We start from the raw sequence: 23,207 nt of genomic DNA on the forward strand, positions 1-23,207 counted from the left end.
GAAATATGTACAACAAGTTTCGCGTTTTTTCTGCTAGTCATATTGGCCATCGCGACGAGAATCAAGATGCTCATGCGGTATTAACAAAACCGCAATACGGCGAGTTTCTATGTGTGGTTGCAGACGGCATGGGCGGCCATAAAGGGGGGGCGTTTGCAGCAAAAAAAGTGGTCGACATCTGCACACTAAAGTGGAATGAAAATGAAAGTATTGAAGAGCCCGAAAATTTTCTTACCGAATTGGCATTTTTCACACATAGTGCAATTGTAGATTCACAAATTCCAGAATTCGCACAAGCTCAATCTCTCGTCTGCATGCTCTATGTCAACCTAGCACAAAGTATCTTCATGTCGATGCATGTGGGCGACTGTCGAACGTTTCAGTTTAAAAACGAAAGCTTCGTTAAACGAACCGTAGATCAATCTCTCGCTCAACTTCATGCATTAAAAGGCGATATTTCAGATGATGAAATTGCATCGCATCCAGACCAAAACAAAATTTATTCTAGTTTAGGCGGTAGTGAGCCCCCTTCCCCCCTTATTGAAAGTTACGAGAAAAGCGGTAACGTGTTTTTGGTTTGCTCTGATGGTTTTTGGGAGTTATTCACTCAACAAGCATTAGGCGAAGCACTTGAAAATATTGAGAGCGACAAGGATTTAGAAACCCTAATACAGCAGCAATTAGCCAATAAAAGTCAACATGACAATACCACCGCTATTTTAGTAAAACTGTGCTCTGAAGAAACTACAGGTTCAGGGCAAACGCCCCAGGCACAATATGGCATTAAATCGCCGGTAACAGAATTACATAAAGCTGGATCCACTGAGAGTGAATCAAATCGCATTGAAGTTTCAATAGAAGAGAATATTGATTCAACACAAATTCACAGTGACTTAGAAAGCAGCACGCTAAAAAGCACGGCAGAGCAATCTTCACATAGTCAGTACAAATTACTGTTAGGGCTGGGGGTTCTCATCATCCTAATTGCATTAGGATATTACTTTCTGAGTCGACCTAACAGCATCGACAGTGCGTCACTACCACATCAAAAGACGAGTAAAGCTAACAGTTCCGACGCTAACCCGTCCACAGAATCTAAACAACCTATTCCAACACCCCGCCCAGACTCAAATAGTCCGACTAAGCAACAGGATAACTTACCATTGGAGTCCGCTGGAAAATCCTCAAAAGAAGTCGTAGGAACCGACACATCTTCTGCTGACTCAGGAAATATCCAAACCCGAAGAAGCACTCCAGATATTCCTGTATCAAGTATTGATGATGCTATCAAGAAAACGGAGGAAACCCTTCGAGAAGAAGGCGGCTTAGGTGAAGACGATGAACTAAAAGTAGCCACCCGCGGGCGTGAAATAGGTGATAGCCAAGTTATTAAACTCCAACAGTTCTATAAAGGTTTACCTGTTTATGGCGCCGAAACAATTACCCTTGTTCGTGAAAACAAGATAGCTAGCATAGATAGCAAAACGCTTAACGATATTAATATAGACACCTCTCCGGCACTGTCAGCTGACGAAGCATTTACGTTAGCGCAAGACGAGGTTAAATCGTCATTAAGAATGCTTCAGCAAGCGCAGCTCATCATTTTCAAAAAAGGAGACAACTACTTACTTGTATGGCGCGCTGAAGTTGAAAAAGCAACCGGTGAACAGGTAATGCTATTCCTAGACAGCACTAATGCCTTAATTGTTGAAGAAATTAGCCTACATATTTCTGAAGGCCTTGTAGATGAAACAAAGTGAACGTCAACCAAGGTACATAGGAACCAAAACTATTAGTATATGTTTGGCATTTATCTACTTATATCAGATAGAACCTGCGGTAGGCGCGGAGAAAATTGGCATTAACCGCGCGCCTCAATCACTGGAAGAGCAATCACCGCTTAGTACGCAAGCAGAAAGACAAGAGTGGGTAAAAACTGTCTTATCACAGCGATTTAATTTAAGTAAAGAGAGCGCACTTCACACCACTTCAGAGCAGCAACTACATTCCTTTAAAATAGTTGCAGTAAACCAAACATATAAAAATGTTCCGGTAGTTAATTCAGCATCTCGTTTGGTTTTAAATGCGCGACATCAACCTATATATATATTAGGCACACATAGGAATATTAAATCCGCAGAACCAGCGACCCCCACACTCAATATTGAACAAGCGTTATCAACACTAAGCATTGCAAATGGGGCTGATGTAGCATCGAGGCTAGTATATTGGCCTTCGCCGCAGGGCCAGCATATTTTGGCTTATGAATTTGAAGGAGAGTTTACCACCACGTTTGGTTACGCTCTTTCTCAACGTGTATTTGTCAACGCTACCACAGGTAGAGAATTGGACCGGGAGCCTTTATTTCACACTGCCATGCACCGCCAAATCAACAACTTTTCCGCAGCTTGTGAAGAATTCAAAGTTAAATTTCCGCTTATCCCACCGCTAACCGATAGAGTTGAAGCGCGAGCAATGAAAACCCATGCGCGAACAGAAGGCAGCGCGCCTAGTAATGATGATTCTGTAGAAACCGCATTTACATTACTAGGTAATGCCTATGAATTTATGGATACCGTGCTCGGTATGGATAGTATTGATGGGAATGGCTTGCGCTTAAATATGTTTATCAACGTTCACTTTTTAAAGGGCATGCCTACTATTCAGTGTTATGGCGATGTATTCAATGCCATGTGGATGTCGAGAAAACAGTCACTATATGTACCGAAAGAGGGGCTTAAATACATTGAAATTACCATGCATGAATTGGCACACGGCATTGTTTCAAATGGCAGTAATCTGGAATACTCTTTTCAATCAGGCGCGCTGAATGAATCTATAGCCGACTCAATCGGTATCGCCTTTCGCATTTGGTTAGAGCATGCTAACAAGCAGACAAATTCAACTAAGATTCCCAGGGAGTATTGGTTATTACGAATGCCTTCGGGGCCAGAAAGGGACTTAGCCGATCCTAGTTCGCTGAGTTTTGGAGAGGGTGCCTACCCAGACCATATGAATGACTTTCTGAATTGGCCGATAAAGAAAGACCAAGGCGGTGTTCATATAAACTCCTCCATAATGAATATGGCATTCTTTTTAATGGCTAACGGGGGCCAGCACCCACGCCATTCCAGTACGAGTACCGTAACCGGCATAGGATTATACCCAGCAGTACACATTGTTGCGCAAGCGGCTTCAAAATTACTTGTACAAAATGCTAACTTTGAAGATGCTCGCTTTGCGTATGCTTTAGCCGCCGAAGCTTTGCACGGTAAAGGCTCAAAAGAGTGGGTAGCGGTACATCAAGCGATGGATGCAGTTGGTGTGACGGGAGCATGGAGCCCGCCTCAAGAAGTTCCAGAGCCACAGCCAGTACCCACTCCCGAATCCGAGTCTTCGCCAGAGCCAGAGCAAGAGTCACAACCTGTTCCTCAGCCAACAACGCCCCCACCAAAAGCAGAGGAACCTTTGGAAACAAATGACAGAGTCCATACGTCTAATAACGAAGCCGATAACAACCAGCTCGTTATAATTTTGATTCTAGGGAGCGTAGGTCTTTGTATTGCTTTGCTAGCGCTTTTTAAATTAAAGCCGGCGTATAGCAGAAGCGAAAGCCCCAAAGGTTATTCAGCTGAAAATACGCAAATAAATACGTCAATGGGTACCTCAGGAGCATCCCCAAATGCGACGCCGGACTATCTTGTTCCCAGGCCATCTAAACAGCAAAAGGGAAATACCAACAATAGTGGAAGTGCTCCGCATCAGCAGGCTTCGCCTTATTACTTACAATCCCTTGAGGGTAACCAAAAACTCAATATTTGTTCTTATACTGCATCGAAAGGTGAAGGGTTTGTTATTGGTAGGTCACTAGAACTTGTGCACTTGCAACTTCGAGATGAGCGAATTTCCAGACGTCACCTAAGAATTAAGTCTCATAGCGACTACTTTACGGTTGAAGATTTAAACTCAACCCACGGTACCATGCTGGACGGAGAACGACTTAAAGCCTTTTTACCAGCACCTATTAAGCACGGACAGCTCCTTCGTATTGCTGACTTTAGTTACGTATTTAAAGTCAGTTAATCGTATTACTGAGAGCGCCACTATATTTTAAAAAGAGAATAAAATGGCAGGATCACAAGCAGTCAGCGTTAAAATAGTGTCTTTTAGAGGCATAGAATCAGAATTTATCTTATCTCAAAATGGGGACTACGATATAGGTCGTTCCGACACTTGCTTCGCCAGCGTTAATGCCGAACTACTCTCCCGTCAGCATTTAGTTATTCGCTACCTCGATGGGCGCGTTTGTGTTACCGATAATAATAGTTCCAACGGCAGCATCATCGGCGACTTAACACTAGTAGGCGGTCAACCTTATGAAGTTCAGCTTCCTAGTACGATTTTATTAGCGAATGGCAGCATCCATGTCGAGCTATGCTTTTCAACTTTAGCCTCTTCAACCTCACACGCTAATTCTTCAGCACCACAGGTTTCACCAACAACGTTCCAGCCTCACCTTGGGCCCATCACTCATAGTGGCTCTGAAAATAACGAACTTCATCAATTACTATTAACCCGTGGGCAAGTACTCATTGGTCGCTCTTTCGACTGCAATTACGTTATCGACTCCCTTCAGGCATCACGAAAGCACGCTTTACTCACGTTCAGTGATGGCCAGATAACATTAAAAGACCTTGATACCACCAACGGTACGTTCGTAAATGGTGAAAAAATTAGTGGCTCAGTGAGTATCTCCACTACTGATGAAATTACCATTGGAACCACTACCTTTGCTATTGAAAGCGGTAGAGTTGAACTTGAATACGCTATCGTGGCAGATAACATAGAAAAAGTGTATGCCCGTGGCTTCGTTGGCCTAAATACCATGAGCTTAAAAATTCCGAGTAAGCAATTTATTGCCTTGATGGGCCCCTCTGGCTGTGGAAAATCAACTTTATTGAAGGGCTTAAACGGTGCCAACCCTGTAAACTCTGGGGCTATTACTGTACAGGGGTTAAAGCTAAATAATAGTAATTACAACACGCTCAAAAAATATATTGGCTATGTGCCGCAAGACGATATTGTTCACGGGGAATTAAGCGTCCAAAGAACCCTGTTTTACGCCGCCAAATTGCGCATTTCCGACGATGTAACAAAACGGGAAATCAAAGATAAAATAAGCATGGTATTGGCAAGTCTAAACTTAGATAGCGATGCCATAAGAAAAAGTAAGGTCAGTGATTTATCGGGGGGGCAGAGAAAACGGGTATCTATTGCGGTAGAACTGCTCAATGACCCTAAAATATTATTTTTGGATGAGCCCACCTCTCCTTTAGATCCAGAGACCATTGAAGATTTCCTATCCTGTATTAGACGGTTAGTGAGCAAGGGGCAAACCGTTATCATGGTCACCCATAAACCCTCCGATTTAGACTATGTTGATCAAGTTATCTTTCTATCAAAAGGAGGTTATCAAACGTATTATGGTGATAAGAAGCAGCTTCTAAACCACTTCGAAAAAGACAATATTATTGAAGTGTATTCCATGATGAAAAACCCAGAAGAAGGCCAACAGTGGTATCAACATTGGGTTCGCCAAAATCCTGCGTCTGCCCTCGAAGTAAAGCAAGAAGTACTCGCGAAGAAATCAAACACTGCTCTCTTGGGCCAGTTTTTTTGGCTCTCAGTTCGTTATTTCAATATTAAGCTCAATGACCACGCAAATTTGCTTTTGTTACTCGCGCAACCACTCATTATTGGTGGGCTACTCGTTTTTATATTTAGTAAACTTCAAGTGAGCGTGATGTTTATGATGGCAGTATCTGCGGTTTGGTTTGGGGTAAGTAATGCAGCTAAAGAAATAGTCTCTGAGCTCCCCATCTACGAACGGGAGCGCATGTATAACCTAAATATCTTCAATTATATTGCGTCTAAGCTAACGGTACTGTCATTTATCGCTTGTATTCAAGTGACTATATTTATCGCTATAACTCATCTTGCGTATCGCAACGTGAATGGGGATGCTAGTGAAGTACAACTTTGGAGTGTTAGCGCAACAGCGCTGTTTATGCTGTTATTGTCGGTTTCAGCCACCTTATTTGGCCTCTTTCTATCCGCAGTATTTACCACCACTGAAAAGGTCATGACTTTTGTACCTATTGCCCTTATGCCGCAAATCATGCTGGCGGGAATTATTGCGCCGCTAGACAATAATATAAAAGTTCTGCTCAGTTACCTTACGTTAGGTAGATGGGGAACTGAAGGGTTTGCGCATATTCAGGATGGTGCAGCCAGAGAGCTGGAAAAGTGGACGAATGAAAAAGCGGACATACCCGCTTCCGTTATGGTGCGGGTATTCAATCCACCCGCAGCCACAAACAAAGGTGATGCAACAGAATTTGCCACCCAAGGCGCAATGCAGCAACTTAATTTATACAATGACAATACTGAAATGGTGAGCTTGTTTCCAGAGAGTTTTACTGGTGTGCTTATCGCTATTACGCTAATAAACGTGCTCGCGTTTGGCGGGTTGTTACTCGCACTTCGTAGTAAAGACAAACGATTTATTTGAACCGTTTGTGTACCGCTAACTAGCAGCAGGTAATGTTACCTGCTGCTACAAAGTCACTATGCTTTACTGGTTGGTGCTCTGCGCGAGCTAGGTTTACCAGCGTTAGAGCGACCTGAGCCTCCCGGTTTGCCAGAACCCCCCGGTCTACCCTGACCACGAGGTCCGTTTCGGCTACCAGAGCGACGCGCGGGTCTGTCGCCTTGGCTATTGCCGTTACCACCTTGAGATTGACGTGGGCGCTTAGGCTTGTTTGGTTTCTTAGGCGCTGACAATGTGGTTTCAGGTACTTTAGCTTGAGGCTCAAAGCCTTCAATAACTTGACGAGGAAGCAGTTGTTGAATAAGGGTTTCAATATCTTTAAGTTGGTCTAGTTCATCAACACTAACAAAAGACCAAGCTTGACCGCTCGCTCCTGCTCTGCCCGTTCTACCAATACGGTGAACGTAGTCAGCGGGCGTGTTTGGCAAGTCGATATTAATAACGATAGGAAGCTCGTTAATATCGATACCACGGGCTGCGATATCAGTCGCTACTAGCACATCAATTTCGCCACTTTTAAACTCAGACAGCGCCTTAGTACGCGCACCTTGGCTTTTATTGCCGTGTATTGCTGCACTAGGAATACGCGCTCTGCTCAGTTTGTCTGCAATACGGTTAGCGCCATGTTTAGTTCTGCTAAACACTAGCACCTGCTTCCAATCATTTTGCTTAATTAGGCTAATTAAGGCCGCTGTTTTTTTAGACTTGTCGATAGGCACTAAATGCTGCTGAACCGTTTCAACGGTAGTATTAGCAGGTGCCGTAGACACTTTCTCAGGATTGTTAGTAATCGTTTGCGCTAACGTGGTTATTTCAGACGAGAAAGTCGCAGAGAACAATAAGGTTTGACGCTTAGCTGGCAACAATTTAAGAATACGCTTTATGTCATGGATGAAGCCCATGTCTAGCATTCTATCGGCTTCATCTAACACCAAGGTTTCGAGTTGGCTGAACTTAACTGCGTTTTGTTGGTATAGATCAAGCAAGCGACCTGGGGTGGCGATAAGCACATCAACACCTGATCGTAAGGCTTTCATTTGCGGGTTAATACCCACACCACCGAAAACCACTGCAGTTTTAAGTGGCAAAAATTCGCTAAACGATTTTACGTTTTCTTCCACCTGCGCCGCAAGTTCACGGGTTGGCGTTAAAATAAGTGCGCGAACACAATTTGATGCCGCGGGTCTGCCATCCAATAAACGGTGGAGCAAAGGCAAAGAAAAGCCCGCGGTTTTACCTGTACCTGTTTGCGCTGCTGCCAGTATGTCTTTGCCTTCAAGAATAATGGGAATAGCTTGCTGCTGAATTGGCGAAGGCGTTGTATAGCCCTGTTTTTCAATAGCTTGTAGTAGCGGGGCAGCTAGGCCCAACTGAGAAAAAGACATGGATAACTCCTGGAAATAAAAATTAGGTTACGCAACGTAACCGGTCTGCGCTGAAGGGTTATCAGTCTGAAGCAGGTGTAAAACGGTAAAGTTCGTAATGTGAAACGCGAGAGGGACTTGCAATAGTAATCATAAAAGCAGAAACAATTATCAAATTAAAATAGTACCTACAAAATGCGGGCGCATACTACCACTGTTTAACCTTACTCGCTAGGTTAATTTTTAACCTCGACCGTTAAGTTAATATGCAACGAAGGTAGAAAAAGCGTATCGGTGATTTTATCTTTCATATTGCAGCACTCATTGCTCTACGCTACCGATAAATCTGCTAGAAACCTTATATGGAAAACTACTCTTGTGTCTAATTGAAATAATTTGAGAAAACGACATAATTGTGCGCAAAACAACCTATTATTAACTATCGCATTAGTGCCAACACTGCGGTTAACAATCGTTTCGCCAGCGAAACCAATTAACCAGTATTATACTAATCGTTATATGCCTTCACATTGTCGTTTACTAATAAAGAATAACTCGGGCGTGTTGACCTCTGCACATTGTTGCAGAGTTCAACACGCCCTAGGCATCAAACGACATTAGGCATTTTTAATTAACTTGGGTTTCTTAATTGAAAAGTCTTCGTTCTGACATTGCACTTACATCTATAGCTTCTGTTGCGATTATCAGTGTATTGATAATGGCTTTGTCTATTCGTGTTTACGAAACCTTGTATCAAGATTTTGTTGCCTACCAGTTTGATGCACTGGCTGAAAATATGGCGGTCGATTTATTACCCGTCATTAATTACAGCGCAGGAAGCTTTGACCAAACCCAAGTGCTGCTAAGGTTAGACAAATACGAATACGTTGAGTTTGCTCGTATTTACAATGAATACGATGAATTGGTCAATCATTATGTGGGTAACCCAATTATCGATAATGAGTCAGCACCGGTCCCAATCATTAACGAAGTTGACTACCTTCATTTAGATAATGGCTTTCACACCATCAATAACAACATCTTTGTTATTAAAACGATAGGTGAAGTGGATCTTCCCATAGGAAAGCTCGTTCTATCCTACGACATTCAACATCCGCTTGCCGAAAACCGATGGAAATTTATTGGGCTCGTCACGCCGGTCGTCATCATTTTGCTTCTCATCACAGTCATTACTACGGTGCGCTTACAAAGACGTTTGCTCACACCACTGACATCATTAATTGCGAAAATGAAAAAAGTGGAAAAAGAAGCAAACTACGACGTAAAAGTGTCGGAAGAAGGCAAATATGAAATTGCTTCACTTGGACGCGGTTTTAATAGCATGATGCTACACATAAAGAATCAAATAGATATTAATAAGCGTAAAACACTGTTACTTGAAAGGCAGCAATCTCAAATGGAGAAGCTTGCCAACTTCGATACGTTAACAGGGTTACCCAACAGGCAATATTTAATGAAGAGCTTATCAATTGAATTGGCTCGAGCTAAAAGAGAAAAATCGCAAGTCGCGCTTATGTTTCTCGATTTGGATGGGTTTAAGCAAGTTAATGACTCTTATGGTCACGACGCTGGTGACAAACTACTTTGCGGCATTTCCTCTGAAATTTCTGATGCCATGCGTGATGGCGACATAGTGGGTCGTCTCGGCGGCGATGAATTTCTTATTATTCTAGTGGGTAACCCTACGAATTCACAATTAGAAGCAATAGCGAAGCGGCTCATCAGTAAAATAACCAAGTTGCATCATATTGATGGTTGGCGAGTGGATCCTAGCGTTAGCATAGGTATTGCCCTCGCTACCGACAGTGATTACGCCGCGTCCACGTTAGTGACAAACGCTGATGTGGCTATGTACAAAGCGAAAAACGAGGGTAAAGGTCGTTACGTTTGGTTTACCGAATCGATGCAGGAGGCAACTAGGCGCAAAATTCAGGTGGCTACTCACCTTCCTAAAGCTATCGAGAACAATGAATTCCATTTGGTTTATCAAGCTAAAGTCAACGGCCAAGGTAACGTAGTAGGTTTTGAGGCCTTGTTGCGCTGGTTTGATAATGAGCTTGGAAATGTTTCACCAGCAGAGTTTATACCCATCGCTGAGCAAAGCGACAGAATTTCTGAAATCACGCTTTGGGTGATAGTCCAAGCTTGTTTAGAAATACCCCATATTACAGAACACTATGGCGAAGATATTAGGGTTTCAATCAACCTTTCTGCTTACGATCTAAAAAACGTTTATGTGACTGAATTTATCTTAGAGGGTTTACGATCTGGTGGGATCCCCAAGAATAACGTGGAATTTGAAATCACCGAATCGGCCTATATGAATAATTTCTCTATCGCAAACGCCTTTTTAGCCGAACTCAAAAAAGAAGGGTGTAAGATATCTTTAGACGACTTTGGAACCGGTTATTCATCATTAAGTTACATTACAGAGTTTAACATCGACACACTTAAAATAGACCGTCAATTTGTCAGTCAAATTGGCATTTCTAAACGATCTGAGCTTATCACTATCACTATTATCGAAATGGCAAAAAACCTTAATTTAAATGTGTGTGCTGAGGGTATCGAAACCCATGAGCAATCCGCTTTTTTAACCGAGAATGGTTGCAACATATTGCAAGGTTTTTTATACAGTAAACCAATCCCTCTTGACGCTTTGTTTTCGCAAGAAGAACGAGCTTTGTTACACCTAGTAAATTAAATTGATACATACACCACGGTTAGTCCCTTGGGAATAACGGTTCCCTCGGGTAAATAGCCAACACTTAATTTATGCTCTATGAGAAAAGTGACCATTTCTTCAATATTACTAACATTCGAAGGCGGAATACTACGCCCACTGAATCGCATTTGCGCCCAGAAAGATTGAATACGTGCTTCAGGTAATCCAATAACCCGAGTATTAAAGACTTTTCGAATATAGGAGCCTGGCTCGAATTCTACTGGTGAAAGCCCATTCGTAGCGCCTCCCATAAACACATTACGTATTTCGCTTTTACTCAACTGAAGCGATGGCTCTCCTAAATTAGCGACCACCCAAACACGTTCACGAGCGTGCACTAACTGCGGAAGCGCTAAACAAGATAGGCACATGAATAAGGGTAAATATCGCATTAAAATACCCATTCTAATCCCACCTGATAAAGACTTGCCCGCCTATCAAAATCAGCATTCTCTGGAGGGACATAAAACAACGATGTTTTGCCCTCTTTACCCTTCAAAAACGAAATCTCTGCTTTGAATGCAAGATTGGTACTGTGATCCCAACGAACACCAAAGGTTAAAGAATCTAAGTCATCAGTGGGAAATAAAGCGTTAATAGAATCAACCGATGTTGATAATAGGTCTAATAGCGGACTGACACCTAATGGGATGGTATTTTCAATACTGTTCTCGTCTTGTCGTGATGTTGCTATCGTTGCGTGGAATAGCAGCGAGTTATAATAATGCCCTATAGTAAGGTAGTAGCTGTCGATACCAGATAATACATCGAGATCAGAATCTACCGACATAGATTCTGCGCTAATAAACCAATCTAACGATGTATAGCCTGCGCCAAATACGTAAACGGATACGCCGTCGTCCAATCTAAATTTTGCTGCGAGTTCATCAAAGCCAGCCGAAGTAAGCCCCCCAACTAATTGGTCGATTAGCACGCTATTATCTACAACTTCTGTCACTCTCATAAAAGAAGAACGAAAGCTAAAGCCATCATAAGTCAGAGAAAGTACCGCACCGTAAATATCATTGATATCAACATCAAACCCTTCTTGGCCGGAGAAAAGTTCGCCATCGAAATTTCCCCAATAACCCTCAATATCAAATCCAACGTTTTTAAATTGTGTTTTGTGTCTTACGTTCACGCCTTCGTAACCCGAATAGAAAAGCCGTCGGCTGTAAACTTGCTCGGGTGCATTTAGCCAAGGGTAAGAAAACCCCACATCGATAACATCAGAATATTTAAGTACAGGTATCCGAAGTCGCCCAGCGTTGAACTGCCACGATGATGAAGGTTGATAAGTAATATAAAGCCAATCTAATCCTGAATCTCTATCTGGTCCAGTGTGGAGTATTCCCTGCGCAGAAATTGAAAACTGGTTATTAATAGCATAATCGGCTTGCAGTGCGAAAAGTGAGTCTTCAGAAAAGCTCCACGAGCTATCGTAATTTGCATAAGATGCTTCGCTTGTGGAGAGCTGACCACCTACTACCCTAGCAAACCCAGAGAACGTTAGATCGCGATCGGTATCTGCAATCGCAAAAGGGGTAAAAAGGGCTAAGGTGAGCAAAGCAGCAGTGATATATTTCAGCATCTAGGTCACAACTCAGTAAATATCAATAGCAGACGGTGGCACATGAGCTAGCTGCTGTTTTAGTTACATAATTAATAGCATAAGCGCTAACAATTACCAGCCAGACTTAAGTATTAGGAAATATTTATGCAGCCTACAAAACCACTGGATACGAGGCTGATTAACACTAATCTGTTATAAAAATAACAGTAAGACTATCTGGAAGCTCAACGCCTTCAGGTAAATAACCTATGCTGGCTTCGTTTTCATTTAAGTAACTTATCATCTCATCAACATTACCAACACTGGTGGGTGGCTTATTCCTACCGCTGAACTTCATCTGTGCCCAGTAAGACTGAATTCTAGATTCAGGTAGCCCTATAACATACGTGTTGAAGACAACCCGAATATGGGAGCCGCTCGCAATTTCTACGGGAGTAAGATTAGATTCCGATACTCCCCCCATGAAGATATTGCGGATTTCCCCTTTACTCAAGGAAACAGGTTGATCAGCTAAATGCGCAACCACTACCACTCGCTCGCGCTCTTGGGCAACCGCACAAAAAATAAAGGAGATGATGAATATAGCGAAGGCAAATTTCGACATTAAAACACCCACTCTAGGCCTAGCTGATACAGTGTGGCTCGCCGGTCAAAATCAGAACCGATGACATCTAATTCAAAAAACGATGTTTTTCCTTCTTTTCCTTTTAAAAAAGACACTTCAGCTTTTAACGCTAAATCGTTTCGAAAATCCCACCGGGCCCCTAACGTTAATGAGTCTAAGTCATCCGTTGGAAAGTACGTTTTTACTTCCTCCACAGCGAAATGAAGCGCATCAAGTTGCGGTGCAATGCCAACAGGGATCGGGTTTTCAATATCGTTTAAAGATTGGCGAGATGAGCCCACGGTGGCGTGTACTAACACTTCATCGAAGTAATAACCAAAAGTAACATAAAAACTGTCGATACCGCCTAGAATGTCTAAGTCTGATTTAACCGACATCCATTCAGCAGAAGCAAACCAATTCAGCGAGTCGTAGCTGATACCGAACAGATAAGAGGTGGCACCACCGTCAATATCCAAGATATCTGCGGTGTCGGGAAAGCCTGCGGCGCGTAAGCCTTGAATTAATGGATCCAACTCGGTTAAATCGGTGTCGGTATCGTTCGCGTGTATAGTGGCAGTTCGAAATTGAAAACCTCGGTAACTTATTTCTACTACTCCACCATACATGCCATCGACAGTAACATCAAAAGCCGTTCCGCTGGAGTGTATTTCATCACTGTAGTTCCCCCAGTAAGCTTCTAAGGAAAAGGCGACCTCATTAAATGAACCTAGGTAACGCGCATTCACGCCTTTGTACTGGGAAAACAGGTAGCTGCTGTAAAGTTGCTGCGGCGCATTTAACCATGGATAAGCGAAACCAACGTCTATCACATCAGAATATTTCAAAAAAGGCGTGCGTATTTGCCCAAGGTTAAACTGCCAAGATGCGTTAGGTTGGTAGGTTAAATACAGCCATTCCACACCCGATTTTCTCGTCTCATCGCTATGCCATAATAATTGTCCAGACAGAGAAAAGTAATCATTAATAATATAATCGGCTTGCAGTGCTGCTAAGGATTTTTCAGAGAAGCTTACCGAATTATTATAGCCCTCGTACTTAGCTTCATCGGTAGATAAGTAACCGCCAACCAATCGCGCAAACCCAGAAAATTGTAAATCATTTGAAGTTTTGGCGGTGGCTCCAAAGGAGATAAAACTCTCGATTATAAACAGTAATGTGAACCGACTAACCAAAGGGAAACCTTATAAGCAAACAAGTGTGAAATTAACTATCACAAGCATCTAGTGATTATTAATCTAAAATCCACTTTTCGCCAGTTTGGGCAGTAAGTTAAGAGATAATTATTTAGAACGGAACACGATGAGCTACCAGAAGTAAAAGTGATCCCCTCACTCTGGCAGTAATTTGTAGAATAGACGATTTCTTTTGCTATTTAACGTCTAGGCATGCTTGTGTGATGGCTTGCCAGTTTTTCGCCTCAACCCACTCAGGCTTTGCTACCCAAGTTCCACCCACAGCAAAAATATTGCTCATGGATAAATAATCTTGATAGTTACTTTCTGACACACCGCCGGTTGGACAAAAGCGTGTATCTTTAAACAATCCGCCTACCGCTTTTAAAAACGCTGCGCCGCCAGATAGAGATGCAGGGAACAACTTCATTTCACGAAAGCCATGCTCTCTTGCTAATACAATATCAGCAACAGTGGAAACGCCAGGTAACACAGGTAAACCACAGGCTGTTAATGCAGTGAGTAAGCGCTCGGTGACAGCTGGCGTCACAATGAAATCAGCGCCTGCGTCTTTAGCAATTTGCAATGATGTTTCATCAATAATGGTGCCCGCACTTACAATCATCTCAGGTAGAGCAGCTTTTATCGCTGTAATTGCTTCGGCTGACTTTTCTGAACGAAGTACGACTTCTACCGTGCGCAAGTTCGCTTCATACATCGCTTTTGCGATATCTACACCGTCGTCTGCATTATTGACTTGGATAATAGGTAAAAGCTTCTGCTCTCCCATAATTGAAGATATAGAATTCATAATTTTCTCTGTGTAATTTTGCGTAAGGATCAGGTTAAATTTTGACTAAAGAGGCTATAAGCGGTGGCATCCACAATGGCGCCTTTGTGCTGGATAACAAACCCCGCACTCTTGGATGCTTTCTCGACTGCTTCTTTTTGCGACGAATCTTCTAGTCTTGCCCCAAGGTAAACGCCGTTGAAGGCATCTCCTGCAGATGTTGTATCTACGACATTCTCAACTGGCGTAAGCGGAACTTGAGAGATATCGCCCTGCTGATTAATAACGGTAACAGCGTCACTTCCATTTTTTATAATCACTTCATCGAAGGTGTAATCACTTAAAAATTTCAGTGTCTCGTCAATAGTGTCTATGCCATACAAGAAATCGAAGTCTTCAATACCGGGAAGAATAATGTCTGCTAACTCATAAGCTTTTGCATAAAGACGCTTAGCGTCATCTTTACTTTTCCACAACGAGGGGCGGTGGTTGATATCAAAGACTAACTTAACACCCGCCGATTTTAACCGGGCTAACAAAGAGAAATACGTTGAGAGATCTTCTTCGTTTATTATCGCTAAGCTTATTCCACTAAACAACACCATGTCGAAGGCGGTCATTGCGGCAATATCGTTGCTATCGAGGGTTTGCATCATGCTTTTTGCTGCAGAATCCGAACGCCAATAAACGAATGAGCGTTCACCACTATCATCTGTATATATGCGGTAGAGACCTAGATGCTTCTCTGCATGCCTGCCTATAAATCGCGGATTTATCCCTTCATTTACAGCATGCATGACCATTTCATCACTTAACGCATCGTTGCCAACGGCACTAATGTAATAAACGTCATGTTGGGGAAACGTACGTTTCATATAAACAGCTGAATTATAAGTGTCACCTGCGAATCCTTGAGAGAGTAAGCCGTTTTCAGCTTCTCTAAGCTCTGACATACATTCGCCAATAAAACCAACTCTCATGCTACACAGACTCCAATTTAATATGCACTGTCTACTCAACGAAGTAGCCGTTCAATCCGAGGGCTAGCTAAATCTTGTTGGTACCAGATAGACTTCACTTACCTAATCCTCACATTTATGGGATTATCAACGCTATTTAGCCTAATTACACTGAACCGATACTGATTTCACTATTTGCTCGCCAACCATGGCCATATAAGCCATTTACGATCTTCGCTTTGTGTAAAAGAAATGTCACACGAAAAACACAATCTAACCAATTGAGCGCCCAAATACAACCAATTTATTTTACCATAGAAAGCATTTGTTATTACCAAGAGCAAATAACTCGAGGTTTATTCGTGCATATAATCGTGATTGGCACCAGGATATTTCTTGCACTTTGCGAATAGGCACACTTTCAGGCTACAATCCGTGTAACAGCGACGTTACCAATATATTTAAATAAGGTTAAATCATGAAATCTCGCCGGCTTTTCTGGAGTATTGTAGAAAAACTCGAAGACTTAATCGATCAAGGTATATGTCCAGCAGGGAGTCGACTGCCAGCTGAACGAGAGCTTGCGGAGACCTATAATGTGAGCCGCCCTACTATTCGCGAGGCGATAATCGCGCTGGAAGTTCGCGAACGAGTGGAAGTAAAAACGGGGTCTGGGGTTTATGTAACCGCGCAAAAAAATGCCCAGCACTCAGCAAAGCCTATTAGTGCCTTTGAGCTGACCCAAGCCAGAGCATTGATTGAAGGAGAAGCGGCTGCACTTGCCGCATCCACAATAAGCGACGACGAGGTTTCTGCGCTTGAAAAGGCCTTATTAGATATGGCCGCCCCAGATACTGCAGATGAGGCAGACCAGCGCTTTCACCATATTATTTCCCAAGCCACACATAACCATGCGGTGCAACTTTCGGTTGAAAACCTATGGGAACTTCGCCGATCAACGCCCGAAATAGTAGCGGCCTATAACGACGTTTGCTCTCAAGGTGTAGAACAACGAATAAATGAGCACACAGAAATTTTCAACGCAATCGCTAATAGAGATACTGCAGCGGCACGTAAAGCAATGCATAGCCATTTTAATCGCCTTATAAATGCGTTATTTGATGCAAGTGAAGCAAAGGAGTTAGAAGAGATTAAACGGAAAACAGATGAGACTAGAGGCTTATATTCAATTTCTCATCTCAGTAAATAAAGCACCGGCCTTGGTGAAAACCGTTTTTACGTAAATCACAAACAAAACAGGCTTCTTTCGAAGCCTGTTACTTACTAGGGTACTCAGAGTATTTTTGTTTTTCTTGTATGAGTTTGTATTTGAGTAAATCTGTTTTTACTAATACGGGTATCTGAAAATTAGCGCGTCAGCATTAGACCCGTTAACTTCAGCTAAAAATATATAAACATCACGCCACTTTGTCAACCACAAATAAGAAAGCGCATTACCAATAAACATTACCAATAAGCAGTAGATGAATATACCGTTACCTTCTTCTACTCGATTGCTTTTATTTAAATACGCATTCGGTGTACGGATTTGCTTTACGGCATGCAAAATACAGTTTAAAAAGCGCGCTATTGTTTAGTCTATAATTTCGAGTATTCTGCTCGTCATGGTTTTGCGAATTATAATCAAATGATCCTAAATACGTTTTTCGACTTTCTTCAAGAAAAATGGACCCTGATACAAGCATCGGTGTATACCTCGACATTTCTTATTCAAGTAATGCTTATTGTGGTGATATACGCTCTTGCCTTCATTCTAGCAAGGCAGGTTAGAAGGCCTTTTAAGTTCACACGAGAAACGCCACAAAGCGGCAGTCATACACTACACAACATGCTATTCAAACTTGGCGGAACACTGTTTCCCGTGATTACCATCAGCATACTGAAGCTGACTACTGTTTTGGGAGAGCAGTTTCAGTTCGACGCGTGGGTACTTGAAATAGCTGTTGTAGTGGCAGTCATGCTATTTGTTGCTTCCTTGATCAGAGGATTCATCGACAACCCCGTTTTCGCAGGTTTCATGCGATGGATAGGTTTGCCTATTTTATTTTTACATTTAATCGGCGTATTACCTATTGTTACCGGTGCGTTGGAATCGATGTCACTATCGATTGGAAATGTCGAAATTTCAGCTTATGGAATAACGCGTGTATTTCTCTTTGGCGGGTTGTTGTTTTGGTTAGGTCGAGCATCTAATACTCTTGGAAAAGACATTATTCGCAGCCACACCACGCTAGATGTGTCTACCAAAGAAGTGTTCGCCAAGCTCTTTGAAGTTGCCTTATTTTGCATTGTATTCCTGCTACTACTAAACGTAATGGGAATAAACCTAACAGCCTTAGCGGTATTCGGTGGTGCGCTGGGCGTGGGGTTAGGTTTGGGGCTGCAATCTATCGCTTCTAACTTTATATCAGGCATTATCATATTGCTTGATAGGTCTCTAACGGTAGGTGATTTCGTAGAACTTGAAGACGGCCAAAAAGGTATAGTGCGCGAATTTAAAATGCGCTATGCAGTACTGGAAACCTTCGATGGTAAAGATATTCTCGTGCCTAACGAGAAGTTTATTAGCTCATTATTAATAAACTGGACCCATAAAGATCCCAAACAGCGTTACCGCATCGACTTTTCAGTCGCTTATAAAACTGATATTCGAGCAATGGTAGAGATTATAAAAGAGGCTGTAGCTCAACACCCTCAGGTCATTAGCGGGGAAGGTATACCCTTTGAAGAACTGCCTGATTGCGAAATTGACAGTTTTGGTGACTCAGGCGTTAATATGTTTGTTGAGTTTTGGATGGATGGCGTTGATGACGGGAAAAATCGCGTTGGCGGTGACCTTCTATTAACCGTATTCGAAACCCTGCGAGAGCACCAAATTGAAATCCCCTTCCCTCAACGTGAAGTGCGTGTGGTTAACGAAAATGGTATTGGTATTCGTAATACCACTCCCTAGTAGCGAGAGAGTAGTACATCCCACTGCCATTGAGCATCGCGTAAATTTAGCAGGTCGATAAACTTCTGATAATCGGCCTGCCCCATGGCATTAGCCACCGTTTTTAATTGAGACTTGGCTCTTATGGCTTTTACTTGAAGTAACTCTAAGCGTTTATCGGCATTTTCACCAAAGTTACTGTCTAAAATTTGATTGGCCTTTTGATTTGCATCCCAAAAGGTTAGCACATAACCAATGAGTTTTAGATGTACGCCTATCATCTGCTTGCTTTCTAGAACGTGGGCCAAAGTAGACGTAGCCAGCCTTTTTTTAAAGCCACTTTCCGTTTCTGGTTTTGCACTAACTGATAAGTGCTCAAGCGCTTCTTTATATTCTTCAATTAGCCTAATATGCTGCTCACCTCCATATTGCTCACTTGAAAGTGAATCCAAATCCTCGGCCAGTATTTCTAGGTTAACGAGCTGTCGCTGTATAGTTGCCATGATTATTTGTTAAATACTTAGGTATGCTTGATGGTTTATGCGTTTTTAGGGTACATCAGTTGCTCTCAATCACTGAATTTTGTCATTACTTTGAGGTTACTACTCAACCTTTACTACTCTGTCTTCACATTTTTGGCTGTCATTTTTTCATAACCACAACTATGCAATCAATATTAGGTGACTTACGACACCGCTAAAGCGCGCATTGTTTTTTATTTAAGCTATTCAGTGTATAGAAAGTTGGCGAGAGGTGCAGCGTTAATCTTGGGTATCTTTTTAACGCCTTTTAGTGTTTCCTTTTATTTCTTAGCAAGAAAAAACGCGGGCACTTAAACAATGCCCGCGTTTTTATTCAGTAAGTTAGCCTTAAATATTACTTATTTAATGGGCTGCTTAAGTCATGACGTAAATCGAAGCGATCGAGGGTCATCACTTTTGTCCACGCATCTACAAAATCCTCTACAAATTTAGTTTTCGCGTTGTCGTAAGCGTAAACTTCAGACACCGCACGCAATTCACTATTTGAACCAAACACTAAATCAACAGGTGTAGCTGAGTAGAGTACCTCACCCGTTTTACGGTTTATGCCCTCATAAACAGCGGCGTCGTCTGTTTTTCTCCACTTCACATTCATATCAAGTAATGTAGTAAAGAAATCATTATTGAGTGTACCCACATTATTTGTGAAAACACCATGGGTGCTATTGCCATTGTTCGCACCTAATGAACGCATACCACCAATTAACACTGTCATTTCTGGCACGGTTAAGTTTAGTTGGTCTGCTTTATCTACCAACATTTCTGCAGGTGAACGATAGCTTGCATCTGCATTATAAAAGTTGCGGAATGCATCAGCCGTAGGCTCTAACAGAGAGAACGAGTTCACATCAGTTTGCGCTTGGGTTGCATCACCTCGCCCTGGTACGAACGGCACCGAAATCTCAACGCCTGCATCGGCAGCCGCTTTTTCAATAGCCGCCCCACCTGCTAATACAATTAGGTCAGCCAACGAAATTTTAGGGCTTGATGACTTTTTGCCATTAAAGTCTTTTTGGATCTCTTTTAATTTAGCGATCACGGCTTTAACGGTTTCAGGTTCATTTACTGACCAATCCATTTGTGGTGCAAGTGCAATACGAGCGCCATTTGCACCACCTCGGTAGTCAGATGCTCGAAAACTTGCCGCCGAGCCCCAGGCTGTTTTAACCAACTGTTGTACGCTAAGGCCCGACTCTAAAATAGTCGCTTTTAACTTTTTCGCGTCGCCATCACTAACGAGCTTGTGATCAGCATGAGTTACCGGATCTTGCCATACAAAATTTTCTTCAGGAATATCATTACCAAGATAACGTGCTTTAGGGCCCATATCTCGATGGGTGAGCTTGAACCAGGCTTTGGCAAAGGCAGTTTGATATTCTTTTGGATCAGCAAGGAAGCGTTCTGCTATCTTGCGATATTCAGGGTCGTACTTAAGCGCTAGATCGGCCGTTGTCATAACCGGCGCATGTCGCTTCCCTTCTACATGAGCGTCTGGCACTGCAGTTTGCGCCGACTCATCAGTCGGTATCCATTGAATAGCGCCTGCAGGGCTGCGAGTTTGTTTCCACTCAAAGCCAAGCAAGTTTTGTAGGTATAAACTAGTCCAACGTGTTGGAAGTTGTGTCCAAGCACCTTCTAAACCACTGGTAACTGTATCTTCAGAATGTCCTTTACCACAATTGTTCTTCCAACCAAGGCCTTGTTCTTCCACACCTGCGCCACCGGGTTCTGCTTCTAAACAGTCCGCAGGCTTGTGAGCGCCGTGCATTTTACCGAAAGTATGCCCTCCAGCAATTAGCGCCACTGTTTCTTCATCATTCATGGCCATACGCTTAAACGCGGTACGAATGTTCTTCGCTGAACCCAAAGGATCAGGTACACCTTTAGGGCCTTCTGGGTTAACGTAAATTAAACCCATGTGAGTCGCGCCTAATGGACGTTGTAACTCTCCGCCTTTTTCTTCCCGATCGCTAGCGAGCATTTCTACTTCAGGCCCCCAATAAACCATATCAGGTTCCCAATCGTCGGTACGCCCCCCCGCATAACCATAGGTATCAAAGCCCATGTTTTCCATACCTACCGTACCGGCAAGTATCATAAGATCACCCCATGATAATGCTTTCCCGTACTTTTGCTTTATTGGCCAAAGTAGTCGGCGCGCTTTATCTAGGCTTGCATTATCAGGCCAGCTATTAAGCGGGTCGAAACGCATTTGACCGCCATCGCCCCCGCCTCGACCATCTAACGTACGATATGTACCTGCACTGTGCCATGAAAGTCGGATAAAGAAAGGACCATAGTTTCCATAATCAGCAGGCCACCAATCTTGCGAAGTAGTCAGCAGTTCATTCACATCCGCTTTAACTTGGTCTAAATCGAGTGAAGAGAATGCTTTTGCATAATCGAAATCGTCACCGAGTGGATTTGAGCGACTGTCGTGGTCACGAAGTTGAGATAAGTTTAATTGTTCTGGCCACCAAAAATTATTCGTTCTTGCTTGAAAAGGCTGAACCATGCCTGTTCCTTTTGCGCCGGCTGGCTTGCTAATTTCATCGTTAGCAAATGTATGTGTCGTTCCTAACGCCAATGAAATCAAACCCGCTAATGTAGCTTTGCGTACCCTGGTAATTTTCATGTCTTTGTCCCATTTAGATGTGTATACACCCGCAAATGCATGAGTTCGGCAATTCGCCGACCCATTGCAATTTGCGATTAACAATTAATTCACATAAGTAAGATAGTTAGAGGGTCGCTTAAAAGACAGTTAAAAAATTGAATGACTACGATAGGAAATACTGATTAAGGCATTTTGTCCAAAAACAGATACTCAAAAACGTTGGCTCAATCGAGCTCTGAGGTATGTTTACGCACTTTAGGGGTCATGTACTCTTTTCATACCGTAAGAAAGTTATGCCGTACAACTTTTAACCGGCGGCTAAAAGTTGCGCAACCTGAACATAAAACTGAGTAAGACCGTGAAACTCTTTCCCAATATTTCCCTTGTTTAAGACAATTTTACGCTGGCACGCCGATTGAATAGTCAGTGTTATCAAACGTGAAGCATTTCATCTTCACGTGGATCTTCCTTATTGGAAGCTAATGGAACGTTGGAAATTAAAACGAGGATGTCATTATGAAAAACACACTTACAGCACTTGCAGGTATTGCAGCACTTACATCATTCGGTAGTTTTGCTCAGTCAAACGACTACTCTCTCGACGAAAGTGGTTTCTATGTTGGCGGTAACTACGGATACCTTCGCGTAGAAGGTGAAGACGATTTTGATGACGACAAAGATGTATGGCAGGGACTTGTTGGTTATAAGTTCAACGAGTGGGTTGCGGTAGAAGGTAGTTTTATCGACTTCGGTGACTATGGCAACGACATTGCTGGCGGGGATACCGATGGGTACACGGCGGCGATTAAAGGAATTCTTCCAATAACAGACCGTTTTTCACTGTACGCTAAGGCGGGACAGTTGTGGTCAGAAACAGAATATAACCTAGGCGGTGTTTCTAGCGACTATGACGACGAAAGTCTTTTCGTTGGCGCAGGTTTAAGTTATGCCATCACTAAAAACTTTTTGGTAAACGCCGAATACACAGTGTATGACGCCGAGCTAGATGCGGAAGAAGCCGTAGATGATATCGACGATACTAACTTTGAGACAGATTTGAAGCAGGCAAGCATCGGTGTTGAATATCGATTCTAAATACCAAAGTTAATTGAGTTACCCCTAAATGCGGCGCTTTACAGCGCCGCATTTTTATTTACATCCCTTACTAAAAACAGTTACCTCCAAAACAGGTTAATGAATGTCAAGCTAACGACATGTTTTTGAGATAGCATAAATCATTCCTGTAAACGAAA

The 23,207-nt window shown here is 42.7% G+C and carries 16 protein-coding genes; 7 read left to right on the plus strand and 9 right to left on the minus strand.

The features are described 5' to 3' along the window. The first annotated feature begins 5 nt into the window (after positions 1-5). From FLAVO9R_RS16715 to FLAVO9R_RS16725, 3 genes are read left to right on the plus strand one after another with little or no spacing between them, the layout of a single operon-like run. Entirely contained in the window at positions 6-1,760 is a 1,755-nt protein-coding gene (locus tag FLAVO9R_RS16715) for a PP2C family protein-serine/threonine phosphatase (protein WP_159533165.1), read from the plus strand. After that, positions 1,747-4,083 (plus strand): M4 family metallopeptidase, encoded by a 2,337-nt coding sequence (locus FLAVO9R_RS16720; RefSeq protein WP_159533167.1) that lies wholly within the window; start codon positions 1,747-1,749, stop codon positions 4,081-4,083. The genes FLAVO9R_RS16715 and FLAVO9R_RS16720 overlap by 14 nt, the downstream gene beginning before the upstream one ends. Before the next feature lie 43 nt (positions 4,084-4,126). Beyond that, positions 4,127-6,571, plus strand: a complete 2,445-nt coding sequence (locus FLAVO9R_RS16725; RefSeq protein WP_159533169.1) for an ATP-binding cassette domain-containing protein — start codon at positions 4,127-4,129, stop codon at positions 6,569-6,571. 56 nt (positions 6,572-6,627) lie between these two features. On the opposite strand, the gene FLAVO9R_RS16730 is transcribed toward FLAVO9R_RS16725, so the two are convergent. After that, entirely contained in the window at positions 6,628-7,995 is a 1,368-nt protein-coding gene (locus FLAVO9R_RS16730; RefSeq protein WP_159533171.1) for a DEAD/DEAH box helicase, read from the minus strand. Positions 7,996-8,623: 628 nt separating this feature from the next. Between FLAVO9R_RS16730 and FLAVO9R_RS16735 the strand changes: the two genes are divergently transcribed. Continuing rightward, positions 8,624-10,699 carry an EAL domain-containing protein gene (locus FLAVO9R_RS16735; protein ID WP_232370687.1) on the plus strand — a complete coding sequence of 692 codons (2,076 nt, stop codon included), beginning with the start codon at positions 8,624-8,626 and terminating at the stop codon, positions 10,697-10,699. Here FLAVO9R_RS16735 and FLAVO9R_RS16740 read toward each other — a convergent pair. The 6 genes from FLAVO9R_RS16740 to FLAVO9R_RS16765 all read right to left on the minus strand — a co-directional run bounded on the left by FLAVO9R_RS16740 (position 10,696) and on the right by FLAVO9R_RS16765 (position 15,863). Then, positions 10,696-11,124: a hypothetical protein gene (locus tag FLAVO9R_RS16740; protein WP_232370688.1), complete on the minus strand. Its 429-nt coding sequence runs from the start codon at positions 11,122-11,124 to the stop codon at positions 10,696-10,698. The genes FLAVO9R_RS16735 and FLAVO9R_RS16740 overlap by 4 nt on opposite strands. After that, positions 11,112-12,311: a hypothetical protein gene (locus tag FLAVO9R_RS16745; RefSeq protein ID WP_159533173.1), complete on the minus strand. Its 1,200-nt coding sequence runs from the start codon at positions 12,309-12,311 to the stop codon at positions 11,112-11,114. The genes FLAVO9R_RS16740 and FLAVO9R_RS16745 overlap by 13 nt, the downstream gene beginning before the upstream one ends. A gap of 166 nt (positions 12,312-12,477) precedes the next feature. Continuing rightward, positions 12,478-12,897, minus strand: coding sequence for a hypothetical protein (locus FLAVO9R_RS16750; protein WP_159533175.1), 420 nt, complete (start codon positions 12,895-12,897; stop codon positions 12,478-12,480). After that, positions 12,897-14,093 carry a hypothetical protein gene (locus FLAVO9R_RS16755; protein ID WP_159533177.1) on the minus strand — a complete coding sequence of 399 codons (1,197 nt, stop codon included), beginning with the start codon at positions 14,091-14,093 and terminating at the stop codon, positions 12,897-12,899. The genes FLAVO9R_RS16750 and FLAVO9R_RS16755 overlap by 1 nt, the downstream gene beginning before the upstream one ends. A 196-nt stretch (positions 14,094-14,289) precedes the next feature. Next, the gene (gene eda, locus FLAVO9R_RS16760; protein WP_159533179.1) at positions 14,290-14,904 is read right to left on the minus strand and encodes a bifunctional 4-hydroxy-2-oxoglutarate aldolase/2-dehydro-3-deoxy-phosphogluconate aldolase; all 615 of its coding nucleotides are present in this window, start codon (positions 14,902-14,904) and stop codon (positions 14,290-14,292) included. Between the two features lie 29 nt (positions 14,905-14,933). Then, a complete protein-coding gene (locus FLAVO9R_RS16765) occupies positions 14,934-15,863 on the minus strand; it encodes a sugar kinase (RefSeq protein WP_159533181.1) in 930 nt (309 codons plus the stop codon). A 457-nt stretch (positions 15,864-16,320) separates the two neighbouring features. On the opposite strand from FLAVO9R_RS16765, the gene FLAVO9R_RS16770 reads away from it, so the two are divergent. Continuing rightward, positions 16,321-17,052, plus strand: coding sequence for a FadR/GntR family transcriptional regulator (locus FLAVO9R_RS16770; protein ID WP_159533183.1), 732 nt, complete (start codon positions 16,321-16,323; stop codon positions 17,050-17,052). A gap of 438 nt (positions 17,053-17,490) precedes the next feature. Beyond that, positions 17,491-18,816: a mechanosensitive ion channel family protein gene (locus tag FLAVO9R_RS16775; protein ID WP_159533185.1), complete on the plus strand. Its 1,326-nt coding sequence runs from the start codon at positions 17,491-17,493 to the stop codon at positions 18,814-18,816. Here FLAVO9R_RS16775 and FLAVO9R_RS16780 read toward each other — a convergent pair. Together FLAVO9R_RS16780 and katG are read right to left on the minus strand one after the other, a co-directional pair. Then, positions 18,813-19,298 (minus strand): hypothetical protein, encoded by a 486-nt coding sequence (locus tag FLAVO9R_RS16780; protein WP_159533187.1) that lies wholly within the window; start codon positions 19,296-19,298, stop codon positions 18,813-18,815. The genes FLAVO9R_RS16775 and FLAVO9R_RS16780 overlap by 4 nt on opposite strands. A 373-nt stretch (positions 19,299-19,671) precedes the next feature. Beyond that, on the minus strand, positions 19,672-21,972 hold the full coding sequence (katG, locus tag FLAVO9R_RS16785; protein WP_159533189.1) for a catalase/peroxidase HPI: 2,301 nt from the start codon (positions 21,970-21,972) through the stop codon (positions 19,672-19,674). A gap of 498 nt (positions 21,973-22,470) precedes the next feature. On the opposite strand from katG, the gene FLAVO9R_RS16790 reads away from it, so the two are divergent. Further along, entirely contained in the window at positions 22,471-23,049 is a 579-nt protein-coding gene (locus tag FLAVO9R_RS16790; RefSeq protein ID WP_126872617.1) for a porin family protein, read from the plus strand. The last annotated feature ends 158 nt before the right edge of the window (positions 23,050-23,207 follow it).

Origin of the sequence: Alteromonas sp. 38, assembly GCF_902506055.1 — a bacterium.
GTDB classification, from domain to species: domain Bacteria; phylum Pseudomonadota; class Gammaproteobacteria; order Enterobacterales; family Alteromonadaceae; genus Alteromonas; species Alteromonas lipotrueae.